Origin of the sequence: Microbispora bryophytorum, from assembly GCF_006874465.1 — a bacterium.
In the GTDB taxonomy this organism is placed as follows: Bacteria; Actinomycetota; Actinomycetes; order Streptosporangiales; family Streptosporangiaceae; genus Microbispora; species Microbispora bryophytorum.
In genome coordinates, this window is record NZ_VIRL01000013.1 from 138,188 (window position 1) to 161,002 (window position 22,815).

Consider the following 22,815-nt stretch of genomic DNA (forward strand, 5'->3'; position numbering starts at 1 on the left):
CGGAGCGGTGGTGGTCGCGGCATGCCCTGACCGCACGCCTGCATCGATATGACTAGTTTGTGGCTCGCGCGTAATTTTGTCCGGAAGGCCAGCCGATCGTCAACGTCCCGTCACGGCACGATGCCGACGAGTTTGGGCGCCGGGATCACTCCAGCGGCGGCAACTCCGGCGGGGTGGCCGGATGCCTGTCCCGCAGCGCCGCCAGGGCCAGCTCCACCGCCCGGGCCAACTGCGGATCCCGCCCGGCGACCAGGTCCTGCGGCGTCACGACGACCTCGACGTCCGGGTCGACGCCGTGGTTCTCGACGCCCCACCCCTCGCCTTCGAGCCAGAACGAGTACCGCGGCTGCGTGACGACGGTCCCGTCCGCGAGCGAGTAACGCGAGTCGATGCCGATCACGCCGCCCCAGGTCCGCGTGCCCACGAGCGGTCCGATGCCGCGGTTCTTGATCCCGGCACTGACGATGTCCCCGTCCGATCCGGCGAACTCGTCGGTGACCGCCACGATCGGCCCGCGAGGCGCGTCGTCCGGGTATCGCGCCGGCTCGTACCCCCGGGCCAGCGACCACCCGGTCACCCGCCGCTGGAGCTTCTCCAGCACCAGCTCGGAGACATGCCCGCCGCCGTTGTCGCGGATGTCCACGACGAGCCCGTCGAAGCCCATCTCGGCACGCAGGTCCCGGTGGAACTGCGCCCACCCGGTGGACATCATGTCCGGCACGTGCAGGTAGCCGAGCCGCCCGCCCGACGCCTCCCGCACGAACTCCCGCCGTCCCACCACCCAGTCGTGGTACCGCAGCCGCGTCTCGTCCGCGACGGGCGTGACGACGACCCGGCGGGTCTCGCCGCCCGAACCGGGCTGGACGGTCAGCTCCACGGGCCGCCCCGCCGTGCCGGACAGCAGTGCCAGCGGCCCACGGACCGGATCGACCGGGCGCCCGCTCACGGCGACGATCGCATCGCCCTCCCGGACGGCGACGCCGGGCGCGAGCAGCGGCGAGCGGGCCTCATGGTCGGAGGACTCCCCCGGCAGGATGCGGCTGATCCGCCACACCCCGTTCTCGTCCCGGGCGAGGTCGGCGCCGAGCAGACCCTGACGGCGCCGGGGATCGTGGCCGCCCCCGCTCGGCCGCGCGTACGCGTGGGAGGTGGCCAGCTCGCCCTGGACCTCCCAGAGCAGGTCGATCAGCTCGGAGTAGGCGCCGATCCGCTCCACGAGGAGGGCATAGCGGTCGAGCGTGGCCGGCCAGTCCACGCCGTTCATGTCCGCCCGCCAGAAGTGGTCGCGCATGAGCCGCCCGGCCTCGTTGTAGGCCTGCCGCCACTCGGCGACCGGGTCGACGGTCACGGCCACGCGGTCCAGGTCGATGGTGACGACCTCGTCGTCGTCTCCGGTGGCGCGGGTCTGCAGGCCGTTGCCACCGCTGGCCACCAGGCGCGTGCCGTCGCCGCTGACCTCGAAGGCCCCGAAGTCCCTGCCCAGCTCGCCGGCCTTGCGCTTGACCAGGTCGTAGCGTTCGAGGATCGGCTCGCCGGGCTCGGTGCCGTCGCCGAGCTCGCCGGTGAGCGGATGGCGCAGCCACAACAGGCCGCCCTTGGCGGCACGCAGGTTGGAGTAGATGCCGGCGGGCACCGGCACGGGCACGATCCGCGCCGCCAGCCCGTCGGCGTCCACCTCGGTCGGACGCGGCGGGCCGGACCTGCCGTCGCTCTTGCCGTCGCTCTTGGCGTCGTTCTTGGCATCGGAACCGGTGTCGTCCTCCCCGCCGAAGCCGCGGCCGGCCAGCGAGGGATCGAACGGCGAGGGGGTCGTGGCCTTGAGCGGCACCAGGTACGGCCGGCAACTGGCGGGAAACGACAGGTCGAAGACGTGGCTGTCGTAGACCGGGTTGAACGTGCGATCGGACAGGAAGGCCAGGTACTTGCCGTCCGTCGTGAAGGACGGGCTGTAGTCGTTGAAGCGCGGCGGGGTGACCTCGATCGCGGTGCTGCCGTCCACCCGGGCGAGCTTCAGATGGCAGCGCCAGGGCTGGTAGGCGTGCGCCCACGCGAGCCAGGCCGAGTCCGGCGAGAACGTGAGGTGCCGCACGTCGCCGTGGGTGGTGCGGTCCACCTCGCGGACGTTCCCGGAGTCGAGGTCCACCACCAGCAGCCGCCCGTCGTGGGTGGCGACCGCGGCGTGTCCGCCGTCCGGCGCGGCGGCCAGGTCGAGCACCCGGCCGAGCTGCCCGGCGGCCAGCGTGCGGATCTCACCGCCGGGCGTGCCGATCTCCAGCGCGTCCTCGCCGGAGGCGTCCGACACCCAGACGGCCCGGCCGGCCTCGGGATGCGAGGAGGAGTCGAGGGGCCGCGGCAGCCGTACCCGGACGCCGGGCTCGGCGCGCAGCACGCCGGCGGGGCCGTCGCGGTGGGTCAGCCAGTGGGCGGTGCCGCGGATCTCGACCACGCTGGCCCGCCCGCTGCGGTCCGGCGCGAAGCCGCCGACGTCGTTCGGCGCCGGGTACGTGGCCCTGGCCGGGCGCGGCCCGCTCAGGGCGATGTCCAGCTTGTACGGCTCGGCGTCCAGGCTCTCCAGCAGCCACAGGTCGCCGCCGAGGCTGTAGACGACGCGGGAGCCGTCCGAGGCGGCATGCCGCGCGTAGAAGCCGCGGTGCGTGGTGTGCTGCCGCAGGTCCGAGCCGTCGGGCAGGCAGGAGTAGAGGTTGCCGTCGCCGTCGGTGTCGGCGAGGAAGGCCAGGCGCTCCCCCACCCACATGACCGACCAGTGCTGCGCGGGGTTGCCGGGGAACAGGCGGGTGAACTCGCCGTCCCCCGTGGCGTCCACCCAGATCTTGGCCGCGGTGCCGCCCCGGTATCGCTTCCACTGCGACGGCTCGCGCCACACCGCCGAGACGCCCGCCACCTTGGCGCCGCTGACCGCGACCTCGCTGACCCTGCCGTACGGCAGGGCCGTCGCCGGGCCGCCGTCCAGCGGCACCGCGTGGGCCCACTGCCGGGATCGTGAGCCGTGGCCGGCGGCGGTGACGGCCAGCACGTTCCCGTCCTCGGTCCAGCCGCGCACGCCCGTCATGCCGTTGCCCCAGTGCGTGAGCCGCTCGCCCTCGGCGCCGTCCAGACCGGCGGCGAACACCTCGGGATCACCCTCGCGGGTGCTCGTCCACGCGATGCGCGTGCCGTCGGAGGAGAACCGGGGGTGAGAGACCGGCACCCGGTCGGCCGTGAAGCGCCAGGCCCTGCCGCCGCTCGTGGGCGCCAGCCAGACGTCGTCATCCGCCACGAAGGCCAGAAGGTCACCGTTCAGGTGGGGGTATCTCAGGTACGCACCGTTCGCCACACGTGCACCCTATGCCGGGTGGCGGCGGCTCCGCCGTACCGGACAGGTTCGTTCACGGTAGGCGGAGCCGGAGTCACCCGCTACGGGACGATGTTGACGAGCTTCGGCACCCGCACGATCACCTTGCGCGGCTCGCCGTCCAGGTAGGGCCGGACCTTGTCCGACGCCAGGGCCAGGGCCTGCAGGTCGGTCTCGGAGATGTCCGGGGAGACCTCCAGCCGGTCGCGGACCTTGCCCGCCACCTGGACCACGGCCGTGACCGACTCCCGGACCAGCAGCGCCGGATCCGCCTCGGGCCAGCCGGCCGTGGCGACCGACGGCGCGTGCCCAAGCCGCTCCCAGCCCTCCTCCGCTACGTACGGCGCGACCAGCGACAGCATGACCGCCAGGGTCTGCGCGGCCTCGCGGACGGCGGGGTCGGCCGCGCCCGGCCCGGTGTCGATCGCCCGGCGGGTGGCTGTGGTCAGCTCCATCATGCGGGCCACCGCGACGTTGAACCGGTGGCTCTCGACGAGCTTGGTCACCTCGTCGATGGCCCGGTGGGTGACCTTGCGCAGTTCGACGTCGCCACCGGAGAGGTCGGCTCCCGGAGCGGAGGCCGCACCGGCCTCGGCCATCACGCGGAACGCGCGGGCGAGGAACTTCTGCGACGCGGCCGGTGAGACGTCGGCCCAGTCGATGTCGTCCTCCGGCGGCCCGGCGAAGACCATGGTCAGCCGCACGGCGTCCACGCCGTACGCGTCGATCTGCTGGCCGAGGTCCACGCCGTTGCCCAGCGTCTTGGACATCGCCTTGCCCTGGTTGATCACCTGGCCCTGGTTGAGCAGGCGCAGGAACGGCTCGGTGAAGCCGACCATGCCCATGTCGTGAAGGACCTTGGTGAAGAACCGGGAGTAGAGCAGGTGGAGCACCGCGTGCTCCACGCCGCCCACGTACTGGTCGATCGGCCCCCACTTGCGGACCTTCTCGACGTCGAACGGCCCACCGTCGAAGTGCGGGTCGCAGTAACGCAGGTAGTACCACGAGGAGTCGACGAAGGTGTCCATCGTGTCGGTGTCCCGTTGCGCGGGGCCGCCGCACTTCGGACATTCGACGTTGACCCAGTCGGCGGCGCTCGCCAGCGGCGAGACGCCCTTGGGCTGGAGGTCGGCGCCGCGCAGGTCGGGCAGCGTGACCGGGAGCTGGTCGTCCGGCACCGGGACCTCGCCGCAGTCCAGGCAGTGGATGATCGGGATCGGCGTGCCCCAGAACCGCTGCCGCGACAGCAGCCAGTCCCGCAGCCGGTAGTTCACCGCCGCCCTGCCGGTGCCGCGCTCCTCCAGGACCTCGATGATCTTCTGGATCGCCTCGGCCTTCGTCAGGCCGTCCAGCGGGCCGGAGTTCACCAGGGCGCCCTCGCCCGGGGTGGCGACGCCGGTCTCGCCGGGGTCGGCCAGGCCGGTGTGCACGACGACCTGCACAGGCAGGCCGAACTTCCGCGCGAAGTCGAGGTCGCGCTGGTCGTGCGCGGGCACCGCCATGATCGCGCCGTGGCCGTAGTCGGACAGCACGTAGTCGGCCGCCCAGACCGGGACGCGCTCCCCGTTGACCGGGTTGATCGCGTACACGCCGAGGAAGACGCCGGTCTTCTCCTTCTCCGTGGACAGCCGCTCGATGTCGGAGAGCTTGGCGACCTCGGCGCGGTAGGCGGCCAGCGCCTCACGCCGGTCGGGGGCGACGATCTCCTCGGCCAGCGGGGCGTCGGCGGCCACGACGAAGAACGTCGCGCCGTACAGGGTGTCGGGACGCGTGGTGTAGACGGTGACGGGCTCGTCCCGGCCCTCGATGCGGAACTGGACGTCGGCTCCGGTGGAGCGGCCGATCCAGTTGCGCTGCATGGTCAGCACGCGATCCGGCCAGCCGCCCTCCAGCTGCGCCATGTCGTCGAGCAGCCGGTCGGCGTAGTCAGTGATCTTGAAGTACCACTGCGTCAGCTCGCGGCGGACGACGTCGGCGCCGCAGCGCTCGCACTTGCCGCCCACCACCTGCTCGTTGGCGAGCACGGTCTGGTCCTGCGGGCACCAGTTGACCAGGCCGCCCTTGCGGTAGGCCAGACCCCGCTCGTAGAAGCGGGTGAACAGCCACTGGTTCCAGTGGAAGTACTCCGCGTCGCTGGTGTGCAGGCGCCGCGACCAGTCGAAGGAGATGGCGTACCGCTTGAACGAGTTCGCCTGGGTCTCGATGTTCTTGTACGTCCACTCGGCGGGGTGGGCGTTGCGCTTGATCGCGGCGTTCTCGGCGGGCAGGCCGAAGGAGTCCCACCCGATGGGGTGCAGGACGTTGTAGCCCTTCTGGAACCAGTAGCGCGCGACGACGTCGCCGATCGCGAAGACCTCGCCGTGCCCCATGTGGAGGTCGCCGGAGGGGTAGGGGAACATGTCGAGCATGTACTTGCGCGGCCTGGTGTCCGCGAGGTCCTCGACCGCCTCGAAGGGGTTCAGTTCCTCCCACCGCGGCAGCCACTTGGCCTGCAGCGCCTGCGGGTCGTACACCGGCTCGTCCACTTCCACTCCTCGCCAGGCGGCTGGAATCACACAGATGAAGGCGTCCGCCGGGGGCAGGGTCCCTGCTTCGCGGTCCGAGGCACACGGTCTCCGCGCTCTCACGCTCCGAGACGGCTGCCCGCTCAGCAGGGTGGCGGCACGCGTGTCAAGCGTAGCGCAGACCGCAACGGGGACGCGGATTGATCTTGTGGGCTGACCTCGCCTGTCAAAGCGTGATACCCGATGGTGATAGATCCGTTGTGGGGTCTTATGTCCCTTCCAATACTGTGCTGCCGTGGCCAACTCATTCCCGCCCGAGGATTTGCCGATGCAGGACCCGCCCACCGACCCCACGGGTGAGCAGTTCCGCGAGGCATTCCGCGGTTTCGCTGCGGCAGCCCCCGGCGCGCATGAGATCATGCCAGGCACCCCCAATTCGGGCATGATCTCGGGAGGTACCGTGCCCACGGACCGCAGTGAACACCAGCGGGAGCCGGCGTGGCCGGAGATCCCGCCGGCCTGGCCCGAGGTGCCTCCGCCCTCGTCCTTCACCCCGACCGTCCGGTCCTTCGTCGAGGGGGCGCCGCAGCAGCCCGCGGACGCGACCGCGACCATGGCGGGCCCGGTTCCCGGCACCGCTCCGCAGCAGCCCTTCACCGCCTTCGGCGCGCCCGACCGGTCCCGGACCACTCCTCACTTCGGCCCGCCGCCGGACGGCTTCAGGAACGCGGACGGCTTCAATGGCGCAGGCGGCGTCGGCGGTGCGGAGAACTTCAACGGTGCGGACGGCTTCGGCGGCCCCGCGCCGACGTACGGCATGCCGGGCCCCGCACACCCTGGTCAGGACCAAGGCCACCAGGACCAGAGCCGGCACCAAGGGCAGGGACCGGGTCAGGGCCAGGGCCAAGCGCAGGGCCTGAGCCAGGGACAGGGCCTGGGCCAAGCGCAGGGCCAGGGCCTGGGTCAGGCCGGCCCGCACGCGGGCCAGTTCCCGGGCGGCCCGGACCGCCCCAGGCCCGCCGCGCCGTTCACCCCTTCGGTCCGCTCGTTCGCCGAGTCCGCCCCGCCCGCCTCCGCCACACCGCCCCAGCCCCAGCCCCAGCCGGAGGATCCGTACCGGCCGTTCGTGACGGCGGGACAGATCAGCGGGCCGAAGACGCCCCCCGCGCACCGGCAGCAGGAGCTGTGGAACACGGTCTTCGGGGAGAACTACCAGGCGATCGACGAGTACGAGGACGACGAGTCCGGCCGTCCGGTCTGGCTGTACGCGCTGGTGGCCTCGGTCGTCGCGGCGCTCGTCGGGGTGCTCGTGTGGGCGTTCGCCGCCGGGCCGCTCAGCTCCGGCGACGCGGCCGAGGCGGCGACGTCCGCGAAGCCGTCCCCCGCCAATTCCCACGCCACGACCAAGCCGCAGACCCAGACGTCGTCACGGCTGCCCGTCTACAGGGGCACGGCCTCCCCCGTGAACGGCGTGCTCACCGACACCGCCGGCCGCATCACGCTGCCCAAGCTCGGCGGCCCCTGGCAGGCGGACGCCGACCCGGCTCAGACCAAGGCGACGTACGGCTTCACCAGCAGGCAGTACGTGCCGGCCGGCATGACGACCAAGGGCAAGCGCGAGTTCGCCGTGGTGATGTCGGGCCCCCTGTCGCAGTCGCTGGCCGCGAAGTACACCACACCCGGCAACCTGGGACCGGTGGTGAACGCGGTGATGTATCGGGCGCGGCAGACGCAGTTCCCCAAGGACAACAAGATCGCCAAGGTCGCCCAGCAGCGCCTGACGCGCAACAACCTCACCGGGCTGGCGGCGGCCTACAAGGTGACCGCCGACGGCGCGACCACCACGGTCGTGATCGCGGCCGTGAACACCGGCGCCGACCTTCCCACGATCGTCTACATGGCCGTGCCCGAGCTCAAGAACGACCTGCTCCCCGACGTCAACACGGTCTTCCGGTCGATCAAGCCCCTCGGCTGACCACCGGCCGGCCGGTCCGGCCGATCAGAACTCGCAGGTCATGTGCTTGATGCCGTTGATGAAGCTGGACAGCAGGCGCTCCGGCTCGCCCGCCTCGATCTGCGGGACCCGCCGCAGCAGCTCGCGGAACATCGCGGTGATCTCGCGGCGGGCCAGGTGGGCGCCGAGGCAGAAGTGGGGACCTGGGCCGCCGAAGCCGACGTGCGGGTTGGGGTCGCGCCGGATGTCGAAGCGCAGCGGGTCGTCGAACACCCGCTCGTCGCGGTTGGCCGCCCAGTAGTACAGCAGGACCTTCTCGCCCTTGCGGTAGAGGTTGCCGTTCATCTCGTGGTCCCGGGTGACCTTGCGGCGCATGTAGTTGACCGGCGCGGCCAGCCGGACGATCTCCTCGATCGCGCGCGGCGCCCGGCCCTCGAAGTCCTCCAGCCACAGCCGCCGCTGCTCCGGGTTGACCGTGAGCAGCCGCATGCCGTGCGAGATGGCGTTGCGGGTGGTCTCGTTACCGGCCACGACGAGCAGGATGAAGAACGAGCCGAGCTCCTGGGCCGTCAGCCGCTCCCCGTCGATGTTGGCGTTGACGAGGGACGAGGTGAGGTCATCGGTGGGCGTCTCCATCCGCAGCGCGGCCAGGTCCTGGACGAGCTGCTGCAGCTCCATCCCCGCGGTGAGCAGCGCGTGGGCGATGTCCGCACGCTCGCTCACGTATTCGGGGTCGGTGGCGCCGAGGACGATGTTCGAGCGGTCGAAGACGAACCGGTAGTCCTTCTCCGGGATGCCCATCATGTCGCAGATGATCTTCAAGGGCAGCCTGGCGGCCACCTCGGTGACGAAGTCGCAGCCGGGGCCGGTCTCCAGCAGCTCGTCCACGATGCGCGAGGCCGCGGCGTCCACGTCGGACTCGAACTGCTTGATCATCTTCGGGGTGAAGGCGCGCGAGACGATCCGCCGCAGGCGCGCGTGCCGCGGGTCGTCCATGTTGATCATTGAGCCGAAGTATTCGGCGAACTCCGCCGGCAGGTCCGGGATGTTGGTCGCCCCGCCGTCGCCCGAGCAGAAAACCTCGGGATTGCGGCTGGCCTCCAGGATGTCGGCGTGCCGGACCAGCGCGTGGTAGCCCGGCCCGGTGACGCCGCCCAGGCTGAACTCGGGCTCCGGGAAGAAGGCCGGCTTGTCCAGGTCGCGCAGCAGCCGGAAGGCGTGCTCCCGCTCCTCGTCCGGGCGGCCCCAGAAGTCCCAGTCGTTCAGGTCGATGTCCGCCGCCGAGGTGATGGCCGTGCGCTTCCCGGGGTCCGTCGGCTGTGTCGTCATGGTGGGGGCCGGCCCTTCCGAGTGACTAGAACCACATTCGGTTGACAGTCTGCCACACCCGCCGGTTCAGCCGCAGTGGGTCAGGCGGGCATGCCTGCGCCGGCCGGGCGGCCCCTGGTGGACGCCGCGGTAGACGAGGTGGACCACACCGCCACCGTCGCGGGCCGCACCCGCGGATTTCACGTATCGGTTCCGAAGGAGGACGGCAACGCCGTCGCCTGCGTCGAGCGGTAGCGCGAGGGCGGGATGCCGTACAGGTCGACGAACGCCTGGCGGAGGGCCTCGGCCGTCCCGAAGCCGCAGCGGGCCGCGATCGCGGCCATCGGCAGCGACGTGGAGGCGAGCAGGTGGGCGGCGGCCTCGGCGCGGGCCCGGCGCACACACGGGCCAGACGATGTTCGCGGGGATGTTCGCACTCGGCCTGCTGTGGTCCGCGGCAGGGGTGGCGCCCTCGTACGCCCACGATCCCGAACTCGCCTACCTGCTGATGGCGTTCGACATGTCGGCCGGCATGGCCGTCTGGATGCGCGTGCGCGGACACGCCTGGGCTCCGATCCTGGAGATGTGCGGGGCGATGTTCGTCCCGGTCGTGCCGTTGTTCCCGCTCCTGTGGCTGGGCCTGATCGACGGCATGGCCCTGATGGTCGCGGCCCACGTCGCGATGTTCCCGCTGATGCTGGCGGCCATGCTGCGGCGCCGCGACGAGTACGCCCACTAGAGCTCTCGTTTCACTCCGCCGGCGCCGGCACTCCGCCCGGCCGTCGACGCGTTCGTCCGACAAATCACTACCCGGCGGCTGGAGCGCCGTGATACACAACCGCCGTGCAAAACATCTTGGAGTTCCCCGAGGTCCTGCGGCTGATCGAAGACCGCTCGGCCGCGTTCCGCGCTGCGATCGCATCCGCCCCCGACCTTGACGTCCAGGTCCCGACCTGCCCGGACTGGACGCTGCGCGAACTGGCGCAGCACCTCGGTGACGGCCGCCGCCGCCAGGCCGCCATCGTCGCGGCGGGGCCGGGCGCTGAGCCCCCGGCGAGGACGGACCCGAAGGGCGCCCCGACCGCGCCCCGCGACCGCGAAGCCCTGGACGCCTGGCTCGCCGAGTCGACCGAGCTCGTGCTCGACGCGATGCGCGAGGCCGGCCCGGACCGCGGCTGCTGGACCTGGTGGGGCCGCTCGCAGGCCCCGGAGACCAGCGGAGCCGTGGCCCGGCACCAGATCCAGGAGATCGCCGTCCACACCTACGACGCCCAGCTCACCCAGGGCGCCGCACAGCCGCTGCCGACGGACGTCGCGGTCGAGGGCGTCGACGAGTTCCTGACGACCGTCTCGGCGACGACCGTCCCCTGGCCGTTCAAGCCGGCGACCATCGACCTGCACACGACCGAGGGCCGCTCCTGGCGCCTGACCCTCAACGCCGACGGCGTCCGCTGCGACGACCTCGCCGCCGACGCGGAGCCGGGCGACATGGCGATGCGAGGCGCAGCGAGTGAACTGGTCCTCTACTTCTACGAGCGCGTCCCGCTCGACAGCCTGGAGACCACCGGCGACACCAAGCCGATGGAGCAGCTCGCAGACTGGGACCCGAACGCGTAAAACGCGCACTTGGCACTCGTCATCTGGCTCCGCTCATGATCACCAGGACAGCCCCCAAAGGCCGGCGCTCAGAAGCGGTAGCTCATGTGCTTGACGCCGTTGATGAAGTTGGACAGCAGGTAGGACGGCTCGCCCACGGAGCGGATGGCGGGCATCCGGTCGAACAGCTCCCGGAATATCACGGTGATCTCCCGGCGGGCGAGGTGGGCGCCCAGGCAGTAGTGCGGGCCGGGGCCGCCGAAGCCGACGTGGGGGTTGGGACTGCGGGTGATGTCGAAGACGTCGGGATCGCGGAAGACCGCCTCGTCCCGATTCGCCGAGTTGTAGAACAGCAGGACCTTGTCGCCCGCGTGGTAGTCGTGGCCGTTCATCGTGTGGGCCCGTGTCACGGTGCGCCGGAACTGGATGACGGGGCTGGAGTAGCGGACGATCTCCTCCACGGCGCCCGCGATGCGCCCGTCGAAGTCCTCCAGGAGCAGCGCGCGCTGGCCGGGGTGGTCGGTGAGCAGTTTGAGCCCGTGGGCGATGGCGTTGCGGGTCGTCTCGCTGCCCGCGACGACCAGCAGAATGAAGAACGAGCCGAGCTCCTGGGCGGTCAGGCGTTCTTCGCCGTGCACGAGCATGCTGGTCAGGTCGCCGGTGGGCCGCCGGCGGCGCTCCGCGGCCAGGCGACGGGCCAGCCCGTTCAGGTCGTGCCCGGCCCGCAGCAGCGCGACCAGGCCGCGGGCCGTCGTCCAGCGGCCGAATGAGGCGTCCGGCCGAAACGGGTCGACGACGACGCCCGAATATTCGGAGTCGGCGTTGGCCAGGATCGTGTTCGTACGGCGGAGCACCCGGTCGTGATGTTCGGCCGGGATGCCCATCATGTCGCAGATCACCCGTACGGGTAATCGGGCGGCGATCTGGGGCACGAAGTCGCCGGGCCCCTCCCGCACGGCCCCGTCGACGATCTCCCGGGCGGCCCGGCCCAGGTCCTCCTCCATCTTGGCCAGGATGCGCGGGGTGAACGCCCGCGAGACGATCCGCCGCAGCCGGGCGTGCCGGGGATCGTCCATGTTGATCATGGAACCGAAGTAGACGGCCAGCCAGCGCGGCATGTCGGGGATGCTGTTTGCCGTCGGCTCGCTGCTGAAGACGGCGGGGTCGCGGCTCGCCTCGGTCACGTCGGCGTGCCGTACGAGCGCGTAGTAGCCGGGGCCGTGGCCGATGAAGGGGATCTTGTTCTCGCGGAAGAAGACGGGCTGGTCGAGCGCACGCAGGCGCCGGAACGCCTCGTGCCGCTCGGCCCGGGGCAGCCCCCAGAACGGGATGTGGGACAGGTCGGCAGCCGTGTCCATGCCGACCACTCTCGTGCGTGGGCACGGCATCGTCAAGGGCCGGGAACGCCCGTGCAAACGGACCCTGAAAATCCGCCCCCAGAGCCGTTACGCTGAGGTACCTACCGGTTGGTATGGACCACGGAGTCCAACAGAAAAGGGAGCGGCAGATGCTCAACCTGGCCGTCGTGCTGGAAGACAGCGCACGGGAGAAGCCCGACGCCACCGCGGTCGTCTTCGGCGACATGCGCCTGCCGTACTCACTCGTGGACACCATCGCCGGCCAGGTCGCCAACCTGCTGGTCTCGCGCGGCATCGGCAGGGGCGACAAGGTGGCGCTGGCCTGCCCCAACCTGCCGTACTTCCCGTTCGTCTACTACGGCATCCTCAAGACGGGCGCGACCGTCGTCCCGCTGAACGTGCTGCTGCAGGCCAGGGAGATCGCCTATCACCTGGACGACTCCGACGCCAAGGCATTCTTCTGCTTCGAGGGCTCACCGGAGCTGCCGCTGGGCGAGCGGGGCCGTGCCGGCTTCGCCGACACGGAGGGCGTCGAGCACTTCTTCGTGCTGCCGGCCACGCCGTTCGCCACCGAGTCCGAGCTCGGCGAGACGCTGTGGGCGGCCCTCGACGGGATGTCCGGCGAGTTCGAGACCGTGCAGACCTCCGCCGACGACACGGCGGTGATCCTCTACACCAGCGGCACCACCGGCCAGCCGAAGGGCGCCGAGCTCACCCACCAGAACATGGTCATGAACGCCATCGTCAACGACGAGATGTTCCCCCGGCAGCCGGAGGACACCTACCTCGTCGCGCTGCCGCTGTTCCACTCCTTCGGCCAGACGGTGCTGATGAACGCCGGGTTCCGGCGCGGCGGCACGCTCGTGCTGCTGCCCCGCTTCGAGCCGGTCGCGGCCCTCACGCTGATGAAGCGCGAGAAGGTCACGCTGTTCGCGGGAGTGCCGACGATGTACTGGGCCATGCTCGCCGCCGTGCACGCCGGCGCGGCCGAGGTGCCGCCCTCGCTGATCACCGCCGCCTCCGGCGGCTCGGCACTGCCGGTCGAGGTCCTGAAGGACTTCCGCGCGACGTTCGGCGTGGCCGTCCTGGAGGGATACGGCCTGTCGGAGACGTCGCCGGTGGCCTCGTTCAACCAGCCGGGCAGGCCCGCGAAGGCCGGCTCGATCGGCACGCCGATCTGGGGCGTGGAGATGAAGCTGGTCGACGCCGACTGGAACACGCCCGACGACATCGGCGAGATCGCCGTCCGCGGCCACAACATCATGAAGGGCTACTACAACAGGCCCGAGGCGACGGCGCAGGTCATGAAGGACGGCTGGTTCCGCACCGGTGACGTGGCCCGGCGCGACGAGGACGGCTACTACTTCATCGTCGACCGGGCCAAGGACATGATCATCCGGGGCGGCTTCAACGTGTACCCACGGGAGATCGAGGAGGTCCTCATGACCCACCCCGCGGTCTCGCTCGCCGCGGTCGTCGGGGTGCCCCACGACTCCCACGGCGAGGAGGTCAAGGCGTACGTCATCCGCAAGCCCGGCGCCACGACCACCGAGGAGGAGCTGGTGGCGTGGTGCCGGGAGACGATGGCGGCCTACAAGTACCCGCGGATCGTGGAGTTCCGCGAGTCCCTGCCGATGACCGCCACCGGAAAGATCCTCAAGCGCGAGCTGCGGTAGGGAACCGCGGACCCCTACGGCCAGTCGAGGGACGGGCGCAACGCGACGTGCGACTGTCCCTCGTCGAGCCGGACGCCGAGCACCTGGTGCAGCTGCACCTTGTTGCGCTCGAACCCGACGACGCAGCCGGCCATGTAGAGCCGCCAGACCCGGGCGGTGCCCTGGCCGACCTCCTCGACCGCCTCCTCCCAGTGGGCGTCGAGGTTCTTGCACCACTCGCGCAGCGTCAGCGCGTAGTGCTCACGCAGGTTCTCCTCGTGGCGGACCTCGAAACCGGTGTCCTCCATCTGGCGGATCAGGTAGCCCACCGACTCCAGCTCGCCGTCCGGGAAGACGTAGCGGTTGATGAAGCCGCCCTTGTTGATGGTCTTCTCGGTGCTGGTCGGGCGCGTGATGCAGTGGTTGAGCAGGCGCCCGCCCGGCTTGAGCTTGCCGTACAGGAAGGAGAAGTACGACGGCAGGTTGTCCTTGCCGATGTGCTCGGTGAGGCCGATCGAGCTGACCCGGTCGAAACCGGTTTCGGGGACGTCACGGTAATCCATGTAACGGACCTCGGCGAGCTCCGACAGCCCGGCCTCCGCGATGGCCTTCTGCGCCCATTCGGCCTGCTGGCGCGACAGCGTGACGCCGAGGCCCTTCACGCCGTATTCCCTGGCCGCGTGCATGACCATGCCGCCCCAGCCGCAGCCGACGTCGAGCAGCCGCATCCCGGGCTTGAGGTCGAGCTTCTTGGCGACCAGGTCGAACTTCGCGTACTGCGCCTCCTCCAGCGTCGCGTCCGGCCCGGGGAACACCGCGCAGGTGTACGCCATGGAGGGACCGAGCACCCACTCGTAGAAGCGGTTGGACACGTCGTAGTGATGGTGGATCACTTCGGCGTCACGCTGCTTGGCATGCCGGCTGCCGAGCTTCGCCAGCGTGCTCTGCCGCGCCTCCTGTGGCGGCGGCTGGACGCGCATCAGCAGCGGCTTGATCCCGAGCGCGCGGATCGCCGCGACCTTCTCGCCCAGCGCCAGGTCGTTGATCGTCAACGACCACATCCGGTCCAGCAGGCTGTACATGTCCCCGTGCACATCGAGGTGCCCGGAAATGTACGCGCGGGCGAGGCCGAGCTCTCCCGGCGCCTGCGCGAGATAGGCCACCGCGGCCGGCGACTTCACCTCAATGCGGAGGTCCGCCCCCGAGGACCCGGCCTTGCTGCCGTCGTAGGCGACGAACTCGACGCCCGCGTCAGGGCCGACGATCTTCTCGAAGATCTTCGCAAGAGTCATTGCACCTCTCCCGACGTAACGACGCCTACCGGCCTCTGACGCACTTGTCATAGAGGTCCAGCAGCCGGCCACCCGGGTCGTAGGCGCTTTTGACCGGCCAGTAGGCGTCTCCGTTGTAGAGCCGCCAGAACTCCTCCCGCTCATAGAAAGAGGTGGAGTACAGCGACTTGTGGCCGTCGAGCGAATGCACTGCCCGCTCGATCAACCGGTTGTAGTACCCGTCGTACTGGCCGCGCGGCAGCGGAACCATGCCCCAGAAACCGAAGTTCACGTACAGGCGGCCGGGCTCCAGCGGGTAGAGCGCCCACTGACCGGTCGCCTTGAGCGGGCACATCCACACCGGGGCCATTCCGACCTTGTCGTGGAAGACCTCCAGGAACTCGGCGCCGCGTTCGATCGGCACCTCGACATCCTGGATGACCGACTCGTGCACGGGGTTGTTCCGCCAGCGGTCGATCCGGGCGGTCACGCCGTACCTCTGATCGAGGCCGACGAGCTTGCGATAAACGTCCGACCGCAGATAGCGCCGCGGGAGGAGCGAACGGACCAGCGGCTGCTGCACGCCGAAGGCGCGCGAACACCAGAACCAGTCGGTGTCCCAGCGCCACAGGTAGTCGCGCACGGTCAGCCAGTCGCGGACGCGGCTGCGGATCGACTGGTAGTAGATCCGCATGCCGGTGTAGTCGGACGTGTAGGGCGCCCGGTCGGAGAACGAGCCGACCGTGACGTACAGCTCTCCGGGACCGAAGAACGTGCCGTCGACGAAGTCCACCTTCTCGCCGTCGTGCTCGCGACTCTCGCAGATCTCCTGCATGGCGAGCATGCACTTGTCGGCGTCGCTGAAGCGGATGTGCGTCAGCTTGACGTACGGCTTCACCCGGGCCAGCTTGATGCGGATACGCAGGGCGTAGCCGAGCGTGCCGTAGGAGTTGGGGAACGCGTGGAACAGCTCCGCGTGCTCGTTGTCGGGCCGGGCCACCACGATCCGCCCGTCGCCGGTGAGGATCTCCAGTTCCTCGACCGACTCGTGCGGCAGCCCGTCCTTGAAGCTCGTCGACTCGATGCCGAGGCCCGTGACCGCTCCGCCCAGGGTGATCGTCTTGAGCTGCGGCACGACATACGGCATGAGCCCGTACGGCAACGTGGCGTCCACCAGGTTCTCGTACGTCGTCATGCCCTGGACCTCGGCCGTCATGGTCACCGGGTCCACGTGGATGACCTGGTCCAGATCGCGGGCGGACAGCGCCGCCGTCTTGACCGGCGCGCGGAAGCGGAACAGGTTCGTCGTCGCCTTGGCCAGCCGGGGAGCGGAGTCCTCGGGAATGGCCGCGTAGGAGTCCCTGATCTGCTCGACGGCCTTGCTATGGGCGGTCATACTGGCCGTGCGCTCTGGCATGACACCACCCCCATGGATCGTAGAGATCGCTTTCTTGGCACGCTATCCCCGGAGGGGAGCGCAGACCAGAGTAGACACGTTACGCCCGCGAAAACTATCCAGTGTTCTCACGGCGGCCCACCGGCGTAGATCGTACCCTGCGAGTTTTCATCGCCTCCGCCGCCCCTGGTGTAACTGTGGAAACCGTCAGGACCTGGGCGGACGTCGGCGGACGAGCGGGTCGGCGCCGTTGACCACGTTGACCACGGGGCGGCCCTCCATCGCCGCGGCGAGGTTGTCCAGCACGCATCGGATCAGCCGGGCCGTCGCCTCGGGCGTGACCCCGGCCGCGTGCGGCGACAGCAGGACCCCCGGGCAGGAGCGCAGCGGGTCGTCCGGCGCCGGGGGCTCGCTGTCGTACACGTCCAGCGCCGCGCCGGCGAGACGGCCGGACTCCAGCGCGGCCAGCAGCGCCACCTGGTCGACCACCCCGCCCCGGGCCGCGTTGACCAGCACCGACCCCGTGGGCATGCGGGCGAACCTCTCCGCGCCGATCAGCCCGCGGGTCTCCGGCGCGAGCGGCACGGCCAGGACGAGCACGTCGCTTCCCGTCACCAGCGCGTCGATGTCCTGGTAGGCCGCGCCGTACGACTCGAGCCTGGGCGTGCGCGACCAGTAGGAGACGCGGCAGCCGAGCGCGCCGAACAGGCGGGCGCAGGCCGCACCGATCGGCCCGAAGCCGATCACTCCCACACGGCATCCGGCGAGCTCGCGGCGCTGGTAGGCGAACTGCGGCCACTCCCCCGCCCGCATGTCCCTGTCGCCGTCCGCGAGGTGGCGCAGCATGGCCAGCGCGGCGGCCAGGCACCATTCGGCCACCGCGGCGGCGTTCACCCCCGCGGTGTTGGCGAGGGGCACCCCGGCGCGGGCCAGCGCCTCCGCGTCGTGCCCGTCCACGCCGACCGCCGGCTGCTGCACGAACGCCAGGCGCGGCGCCAGCCGTACGGCCTCCGCGTCGAGGGCCAGGGCCCCGCTCCAGTCGCCGACGACGATCTCGGCCTCGGGCAGCGCGTCCAGCAGCCCCGCGCGGTCGCGCCGGGCGGGGACGCGCACCTCGGCGCGGCCGTCGAGGTCGGCTAACAGGCCGCGCACCGCGTCCTCCGGGAGCGGTGGCAGCGCGAGAACATTCCACGTCACGGGCGCAGTCTCGCACGCCTACAGAAACATGTTCTACTAGTCGCGTGAGATGACGCCACTGCGAGGAGGGTTCGGTGGAGGAGTCGCGAGGACCGCTGGCGGGGATCCGGGTGCTGGAGCTGGCCGGACTCGCGCCCGGGCCGTTCGCCGGGATGATGCTCGCCGATCACGGTGCCGAGGTCCTGCGGATCGACCGGGTGAAGGCCGTGAGCGACACCCCGCGCCGCGACGTGATGGACCGCGGCAAGCGCACCATCGGCCTCGACCTGAAGTCGCCCGAGGGCGTCGCCGCCTTCAAGCTGCTCGCCGGGCGGGCCGACGTGGTGATCGAGGTGTTCCGGCCCGGGGTCGCGGAACGGCTCGGCATCGGGCCCGCCGACCTCCACACGGTGAACGAACGGCTGGTCTACGGCCGCATGACCGGCTGGGGCCAGGACGGCCCGCTCGCCTCCACAGCCGGGCACGACATCGACTACATCGCGATCGCCGGGGTGCTGTCGATGCTGGGCCGCGAGGGCGGCAAGCCCACCCCGCCGATCAACATCCTCGGCGACTTCGCCGGCGGCGGGCTCATGCTGGCGTACGGCGTGCTGCTGGCCCTGCTGGAGCGCGAGCGCACCGGACGCGGCCGGGTGGTGGACGCCGCGATGGTGGACGGCGCGGCGCTGCTGCTGTCGATGTTCTACGGCGCGGTGCACGGCGGCCACTGGGGCCCGCGCGGCACCAACCTCCTCGACACGGGCGCCCCCATGTACGACACGTATGAGACGGCCGACGGCGGGTTCCTCGCCGTGGGCGCGCTGGAGCCGCAGTTCTGGGCGGAGATGCTCGCCCGGATGGGCATCGACGACATGCCCGGCCGCGACGACCGGGCGAACTGGCCGGCCATCAGGGAGCGGCTGACCGAGGCGTTCCGGTCGCGCACGCGGGCCGAGTGGGAGGCGGTCTTCGAGGGCTCCGACGCCTGCGTCTCCCCCGTGCTCGACCCGCGCGAAGCCGTCCGGCATCCGCACAACCAGGCCCGTGGCACCTTCGTGGAGGTCGGCGGGCTGCCGCAGGTCGCGCCCGCGCCCCGGCTGGCCGGCGTGCCGCGCGGCGACCTGTCCCCCGCCACCCGGCTGCACGACCTGAGCTCCTGGGGCCTGCCCGGCGACGAGGCGAAGGCCCTGCGCGCCGCCGGCGTCCTGGCCTGACCCTCCTGGTTTGACCGTCCTGGCCTGACGGCTCCGGCCGAGCGGGCCGTTTGATCGCGGCGGGCTGATCGTGCCGGTTTCCTCGCGGGGCTGATCGTGCCGAGCTGATCGTGCCTGTCCGATCGCGCTGCACCGACCCCGTTCCCCCTTTCCCCCGACAATCGAGGAGTCCCCGCTCATGGACCTTTTCGAGGCCCTCTACACGACCCGCGCCATGCGGCGGGTCAAGCCCGACCCGATCCCGATGGAGGTCCAGGAACGCATCCTGGACGCCGCCGTCCGCGCCCCCAGCGCCGGCAACACCCAGGGCTGGCGGTTCCTGCTGGTGGACGACCCCGAGGTGAAGTCCCAGCTGGGGCCGCTGTACCGGGAGGCGCTCGGCAGGCTTTTCGAGGGGCACTACAAGCCCATGCGCGAGCGGGCCGAGGCGACCGGGGACACCCGCACGCTCAGCGTGCTGCGGTCGGCCCAACACCTCGCCGACCACTTCGAGGCCTACCCCCTGCTGATGTTCGCGTTCACCCGCAACGACGCGAGCGGCGGTTCCATCTACCCCTCGGTGTGGAGCGCCCAGCTGGCCGCCCGCGCCTTCGGCGTGGGCAGCGCGCTGACGTCCGTGCTGGGGCTGTTCCACGGCGCGGAGACGATGCGGATCCTCGGCGTGCCCGAGGACAAGGGCTGGCAGGTGGCGTGCATGGTCACCTTCGGCTACCCGACCGGCCGCTGGGGAGTCGCCCCGCGCCGGCCCGCCCATGAGGTCGCCTACCGCAACCAGTGGGGGGAACCGGTCGGTTTCGAGATTCCCGACCCCCTCTGGACGCCCTGAGTCGATCATGCTGACCGCCCTTCGATGAAGCAGGTCTTGAATGAAATGTAGTACATCTACTACATTCGAGAGCACGGCTACTTCATTGGAGGGCGCATGCATGACGCCGCCGTCCGCGTACGCGGACTCCGCATGGCGTACGGGCCCGTTCAGGTTCTGAACGGCGTCGACCTCGACCTGCGCAGAGGCGAGGTGTTCACACTGCTGGGGCCCAACGGCGCCGGCAAGACCACGCTGGTGGAGATCCTCGAAGGGTTCCGCACCGGCTGGTCCGGCGAGGTCGAGGTGCTCGGCGAGAACCCGGCGCGCGCCGGGGACGCCTGGCGGGCACGACTCGGCGTGGTCATGCAGTCGTGGCGCGACCACCCCCGGTGGCGGGTGCGCGACCTGGTGGCGCACGTCGCGGCGCACTACGACGATCCCCACGACGTGGACGAACTGCTCGCCGCGCTCGGCCTGACCGAGGCGGCGCGCAACCGGGCGGGGGTGCTGTCCGGGGGCCAGCGCCGCCGGCTGGACGTCGCGCTCGGCATCGTCGGCCGCCCCGAAGTGCTCTTCCTCGACGAGCCTACGACCGGATTCGACCCCGAGGCCCGGCGCGAGTTCCACCTGCTGATCGAGCGGCTGGCCGGCGAGGAGGGCCTGACCGTGCTGCTCACCACGCACGACCTGGCCGAGGCGGAGCGGCTGTCCGAGCGGATCGCCGTGCTCGTGGCCGGGCGGATGGTCACCTGCGGCAGCCCGGCCGAGCTGGCGCGGGCCGTGCAGGTCCCGTCGCTGGTGCGCTGGGAGGACGGCGAAGTGGAGACCGCCGACCCCTCCGGCGTGGCCTGGGACCTGCACCAGCGGTACGGCGGCCCGGTCCCCGGGCTGGAGATCAGGCGGCCGACTCTGGAGGAGAGCTACCTGGATCTGATCGAGGAGACGCGTGCGGCGCGCGAGACGGCGACCGTGGGAGGGACCCGATGAACACGACGACCCTGGGACTGCGGCGGGGCTGGACCGAGCAGCTCAACCTCTGGAGCGACCGCAAGGAGCTGCTGAACGCCCTCGCCGGGACCGTCGGCACCTACGTGATACTCGTCCTGTTCATCGGGAGCGCCAACGTGCCCGGCACGTCCGTGTCCATGGCGGCGTTCATGACGCCGGGGTTCCTGGCGTTCGCGGTGTTCGCGACCGGGCTCACGGCGCTGCCCATGTTGATCGCCGCGGACCGCGAGGAGGGCACGCTCATGCGAGCCCGCACGCTGCCCGGGGGCATCCGCGTCTACCTGACCGGGCGGGCCGTCACGACGCTGCTGACGATCGTGCTCAACGCCGCGCTCGTCCTGCTGGTCGCCGTACCGCTCGCCGGAGTGGGCGCGCCGGCGACGCCCGCGCGGTGGTTCACGCTCGTCTGGGTCCTGGTGCTGGGCGCACTGGCCGTCGTGCCCATCGGCGCGATGATCGGCAGCCTGGTGTCCGGCCCCAAGGCGGCCGCGGCGATGCTGGCCCTGCCGGCGATGCTCCTGATGCTCATCTCCGGGGTGATGTTCCCGCTGGAGTCGATGCCCGGGGTGGTGCGCGGCATCGCCCAGGTCTTCCCGCTCTACTGGCAGGGCCTCGGGCTGCGCGCGGTCTTCCTGCCCGACTCCGTCCTCGCCGCCGAGCTCGGGCACAGCTGGCCGCTCGGCCGGGCGGCGGCCGTTCTGGGCGCGTGGGCGGTCGGCGGTATGGTGCTAGCCCCCTGGTTGCTGCGCCGGGTCCGCGGAAGGTGAGCGGACCCGCGGGGCTGGTGACGGCCGGCGAAGAGCCGACGGAGGTGAGACGTGGCCGAGGAGCCGGTGTTCAACCGCATCGCGGTGCTGAGGGCCGACCGCGGCGTCTCGCGCCGGGATCTGGCCGCCGCGCTCGGGGTGCACTACCAGACGGTGGGCTACCTGGAGCGCGGCGAGTACAGCCCCAGCCTCCACCTGGCCCTGCGGATCGCCGAGTTCTTCGAGGTGCCGGTGGAGGTCGTCTTCTCCCTCAAGCCTTTCCCCAAGCTGGGGAGCACACTGTGAGCTGGCGCGAAAGATGGCACGCGCACACCGCCCGCAGCATGGAGCACGCGATGTTCGTGCCGCTGTACCGCACCCGCGCCCGGCGCCGCCTGCTGGTCGCCACGGGCGCGACCGGCCTGCTGGTGATGTGGGCCGACGCGGTCGTGTCCTGGTACATCGCGCCGAGCGACACGGCCGTGACGGTCAACTTCGTGCTGCTGACCGTCGCGCTCGTGTGCTATCTGCCCTCCGTGACGACGCTGAACGCCGCCACGCGCGGACTGGCGTCGCTGCCGGAACGCCGCCTGGACGAGCGGCAGGTCGCGGAACGGCTGCGCGCCTACACGGTGGCCAACACGCTGATGCGGCTGATCCTCACGCTCGTCGTGGCCTTGGTCCTCGCCTCGATGTGGGGAGACGGCCCCGCGGCCCGGGTGCCGGGGGCCGCCATCGCCCTCGGCCTCATCGCGGTGTGGCTGACGCATCTCGTGCTGCCGTTGCTGGTCGCCGGGTGGCGGCTGCCCGACCCGCCTCCCGATGACGACGACCGGGACGACCACGACGACCACCACCAGGCCGGCGATCAGGCCGGCGTCGCCTGAACCTGCGCCGGAGGTCCGGAGGGCTCGCCGAACGACGGCAGCATGGCGACGAAGAGGTCGACGCCTCCGGGGTGGTGGACCTCCATGTCGGTGGTGAAGGCACGGGCCGGGGCGGCGCCCGACTCGGTGTGCTTCCACACCTGCTGCCAGGTGTCGGCAAGCACCCCGGGCATCGGCCCCCGCGCCTCGAACAGCAGCGCCGGCACGCCGGGCACCCGTACGGCGACCATGCCCTCGGGCAGTCGCGCCGCCGTGCGGACGGCCACGCCGACGATCTGCGTGTAGGCGCCGTTGTGGTCGCTCTCGTAGTCGGTCAGCACGGCGTACAGGTTCTCGTCGACCCGGCCGGGCACGTGCGCGAAGGCCCCGGGCGCTCCGGCGCGGCCCCACAGGACCGGCAACCGGGCGCGGGCCGGATCCGCCTCCGCCGCGTTGGTCGTCCGCACGGCATAGCCGACGACGAGCGTCTCCGGACGGTCAACGATGATCACATGCTCTCCTTTCAGGCGAGGTCAATGTATCCCGTGTCCGGGTCTGCTCCGGCGTTGGCCGGGAATGCCGGATATGACCCGCTCACAACGT

19 protein-coding genes are annotated in these 22,815 nt (G+C 71.0%); 10 read left to right on the plus strand and 9 right to left on the minus strand.

Annotated elements, in window-relative coordinates:
* Nucleotides 1-145 precede the first annotated feature (145 nt).
* Both FLX07_RS22665 and leuS read right to left on the minus strand, forming a co-directional pair.
* Nucleotides 146-3,334 (minus strand): S41 family peptidase, encoded by a 3,189-nt coding sequence (locus FLX07_RS22665; protein ID WP_142573120.1) that lies wholly within the window; start codon nt 3,332-3,334, stop codon nt 146-148.
* 80 nt (nt 3,335-3,414) lie between these two features.
* Nucleotides 3,415-5,877 carry a leucine--tRNA ligase gene (gene leuS, locus FLX07_RS22670; protein ID WP_142573122.1) on the minus strand — a complete coding sequence of 821 codons (2,463 nt, stop codon included), beginning with the start codon at nt 5,875-5,877 and terminating at the stop codon, nt 3,415-3,417.
* A gap of 274 nt (nt 5,878-6,151) precedes the next feature.
* Here leuS and FLX07_RS38500 point away from each other — a divergent pair, with 274 nt between their 5' ends.
* Nucleotides 6,152-7,831: a hypothetical protein gene (locus FLX07_RS38500; protein ID WP_142573124.1), complete on the plus strand. Its 1,680-nt coding sequence runs from the start codon at nt 6,152-6,154 to the stop codon at nt 7,829-7,831.
* Nucleotides 7,832-7,855: 24 nt separating this feature from the next.
* On the opposite strand, the gene FLX07_RS22680 is transcribed toward FLX07_RS38500, so the two are convergent.
* The gene (locus FLX07_RS22680; protein WP_142573126.1) at nt 7,856-9,139 is read right to left on the minus strand and encodes a cytochrome P450; all 1,284 of its coding nucleotides are present in this window, start codon (nt 9,137-9,139) and stop codon (nt 7,856-7,858) included.
* A 179-nt stretch (nt 9,140-9,318) separates the two neighbouring features.
* Nucleotides 9,319-9,519, minus strand: a complete 201-nt coding sequence (locus tag FLX07_RS22685; protein ID WP_308424430.1) for a helix-turn-helix domain-containing protein — start codon at nt 9,517-9,519, stop codon at nt 9,319-9,321.
* 26 nt (nt 9,520-9,545) lie between these two features.
* Here FLX07_RS22685 and FLX07_RS22690 point away from each other — a divergent pair, with 26 nt between their 5' ends.
* Entirely contained in the window at nt 9,546-9,857 is a 312-nt protein-coding gene (locus FLX07_RS22690; RefSeq protein ID WP_142573128.1) for a hypothetical protein, read from the plus strand.
* A 104-nt stretch (nt 9,858-9,961) separates the two neighbouring features.
* Complete coding sequence (locus tag FLX07_RS22695; RefSeq protein WP_142573131.1) at nt 9,962-10,735, plus strand: maleylpyruvate isomerase N-terminal domain-containing protein; 774 nt, start codon at nt 9,962-9,964, stop codon at nt 10,733-10,735.
* 68 nt (nt 10,736-10,803) lie between these two features.
* Here the strand turns inward: FLX07_RS22695 and FLX07_RS22700 are convergent, their stop codons facing one another.
* The gene (locus tag FLX07_RS22700) at nt 10,804-12,072 is read right to left on the minus strand and encodes a cytochrome P450 (RefSeq protein ID WP_142573133.1); all 1,269 of its coding nucleotides are present in this window, start codon (nt 12,070-12,072) and stop codon (nt 10,804-10,806) included.
* Nucleotides 12,073-12,221: 149 nt separating this feature from the next.
* On the opposite strand from FLX07_RS22700, the gene FLX07_RS22705 reads away from it, so the two are divergent.
* A complete protein-coding gene (locus FLX07_RS22705; RefSeq protein ID WP_142573135.1) occupies nt 12,222-13,748 on the plus strand; it encodes a long-chain-fatty-acid--CoA ligase in 1,527 nt (508 codons plus the stop codon).
* Nucleotides 13,749-13,762: 14 nt separating this feature from the next.
* On the opposite strand, the gene FLX07_RS22710 is transcribed toward FLX07_RS22705, so the two are convergent.
* From FLX07_RS22710 to FLX07_RS22720, 3 genes are all read right to left on the minus strand, one after another.
* Complete coding sequence (locus FLX07_RS22710) at nt 13,763-15,019, minus strand: class I SAM-dependent methyltransferase (protein ID WP_142573137.1); 1,257 nt, start codon at nt 15,017-15,019, stop codon at nt 13,763-13,765.
* Between the two features lie 25 nt (nt 15,020-15,044).
* Nucleotides 15,045-16,415 (minus strand): FAD-binding oxidoreductase, encoded by a 1,371-nt coding sequence (locus FLX07_RS22715; RefSeq protein WP_167748360.1) that lies wholly within the window; start codon nt 16,413-16,415, stop codon nt 15,045-15,047.
* A gap of 186 nt (nt 16,416-16,601) precedes the next feature.
* Entirely contained in the window at nt 16,602-17,591 is a 990-nt protein-coding gene (locus tag FLX07_RS22720) for a 2-hydroxyacid dehydrogenase (RefSeq protein WP_142573139.1), read from the minus strand.
* A 74-nt stretch (nt 17,592-17,665) separates the two neighbouring features.
* On the opposite strand from FLX07_RS22720, the gene FLX07_RS22725 reads away from it, so the two are divergent.
* From FLX07_RS22725 to FLX07_RS22750, 6 genes are all read left to right on the plus strand, one after another.
* Complete coding sequence (locus tag FLX07_RS22725; RefSeq protein ID WP_167748361.1) at nt 17,666-18,784, plus strand: CaiB/BaiF CoA transferase family protein; 1,119 nt, start codon at nt 17,666-17,668, stop codon at nt 18,782-18,784.
* Between the two features lie 178 nt (nt 18,785-18,962).
* Nucleotides 18,963-19,610, plus strand: coding sequence for a nitroreductase family protein (locus FLX07_RS22730; RefSeq protein ID WP_142573141.1), 648 nt, complete (start codon nt 18,963-18,965; stop codon nt 19,608-19,610).
* Between the two features lie 96 nt (nt 19,611-19,706).
* Nucleotides 19,707-20,579 (plus strand): ABC transporter ATP-binding protein, encoded by an 873-nt coding sequence (locus FLX07_RS22735; RefSeq protein WP_142573143.1) that lies wholly within the window; start codon nt 19,707-19,709, stop codon nt 20,577-20,579.
* Complete coding sequence (locus FLX07_RS22740) at nt 20,576-21,367, plus strand: ABC transporter permease (protein WP_142573145.1); 792 nt, start codon at nt 20,576-20,578, stop codon at nt 21,365-21,367. The genes FLX07_RS22735 and FLX07_RS22740 overlap by 4 nt, the downstream gene beginning before the upstream one ends.
* A 51-nt stretch (nt 21,368-21,418) precedes the next feature.
* Nucleotides 21,419-21,652: a helix-turn-helix transcriptional regulator gene (locus FLX07_RS22745; protein WP_030505780.1), complete on the plus strand. Its 234-nt coding sequence runs from the start codon at nt 21,419-21,421 to the stop codon at nt 21,650-21,652.
* Nucleotides 21,649-22,233 (plus strand): hypothetical protein, encoded by a 585-nt coding sequence (locus FLX07_RS22750; RefSeq protein WP_142573147.1) that lies wholly within the window; start codon nt 21,649-21,651, stop codon nt 22,231-22,233. The genes FLX07_RS22745 and FLX07_RS22750 overlap by 4 nt, the downstream gene beginning before the upstream one ends.
* Here the strand turns inward: FLX07_RS22750 and FLX07_RS22755 are convergent.
* Nucleotides 22,215-22,724 (minus strand): GyrI-like domain-containing protein, encoded by a 510-nt coding sequence (locus tag FLX07_RS22755; RefSeq protein WP_142573149.1) that lies wholly within the window; start codon nt 22,722-22,724, stop codon nt 22,215-22,217. The genes FLX07_RS22750 and FLX07_RS22755 overlap by 19 nt on opposite strands.
* Nucleotides 22,725-22,815 lie beyond the last annotated feature (91 nt).

Coding starts and splice junctions, on each gene's coding strand:
- FLX07_RS22680 (WP_142573126.1), bottom strand. CDS start 9,139: ATGACGACACAGCCGACGGACCCCGGGAAGCGCACGGCCATCACCTCG.
- FLX07_RS22690 (WP_142573128.1), top strand. CDS start 9,546: ATGTTCGCACTCGGCCTGCTGTGGTCCGCGGCAGGGGTGGCGCCCTCG.
- FLX07_RS22700 (WP_142573133.1), bottom strand. CDS start 12,072: ATGGACACGGCTGCCGACCTGTCCCACATCCCGTTCTGGGGGCTGCCC.
- FLX07_RS22705 (WP_142573135.1), top strand. CDS start 12,222: ATGCTCAACCTGGCCGTCGTGCTGGAAGACAGCGCACGGGAGAAGCCC.
- FLX07_RS22710 (WP_142573137.1), bottom strand. CDS start 15,019: ATGACTCTTGCGAAGATCTTCGAGAAGATCGTCGGCCCTGACGCGGGC.
- FLX07_RS22715 (WP_167748360.1), bottom strand. CDS start 16,415: ATGCCAGAGCGCACGGCCAGTATGACCGCCCATAGCAAGGCCGTCGAG.
- FLX07_RS22730 (WP_142573141.1), top strand. CDS start 18,963: ATGGACCTTTTCGAGGCCCTCTACACGACCCGCGCCATGCGGCGGGTC.
- FLX07_RS22735 (WP_142573143.1), top strand. CDS start 19,707: ATGCATGACGCCGCCGTCCGCGTACGCGGACTCCGCATGGCGTACGGG.
- FLX07_RS22740 (WP_142573145.1), top strand. CDS start 20,576: ATGAACACGACGACCCTGGGACTGCGGCGGGGCTGGACCGAGCAGCTC.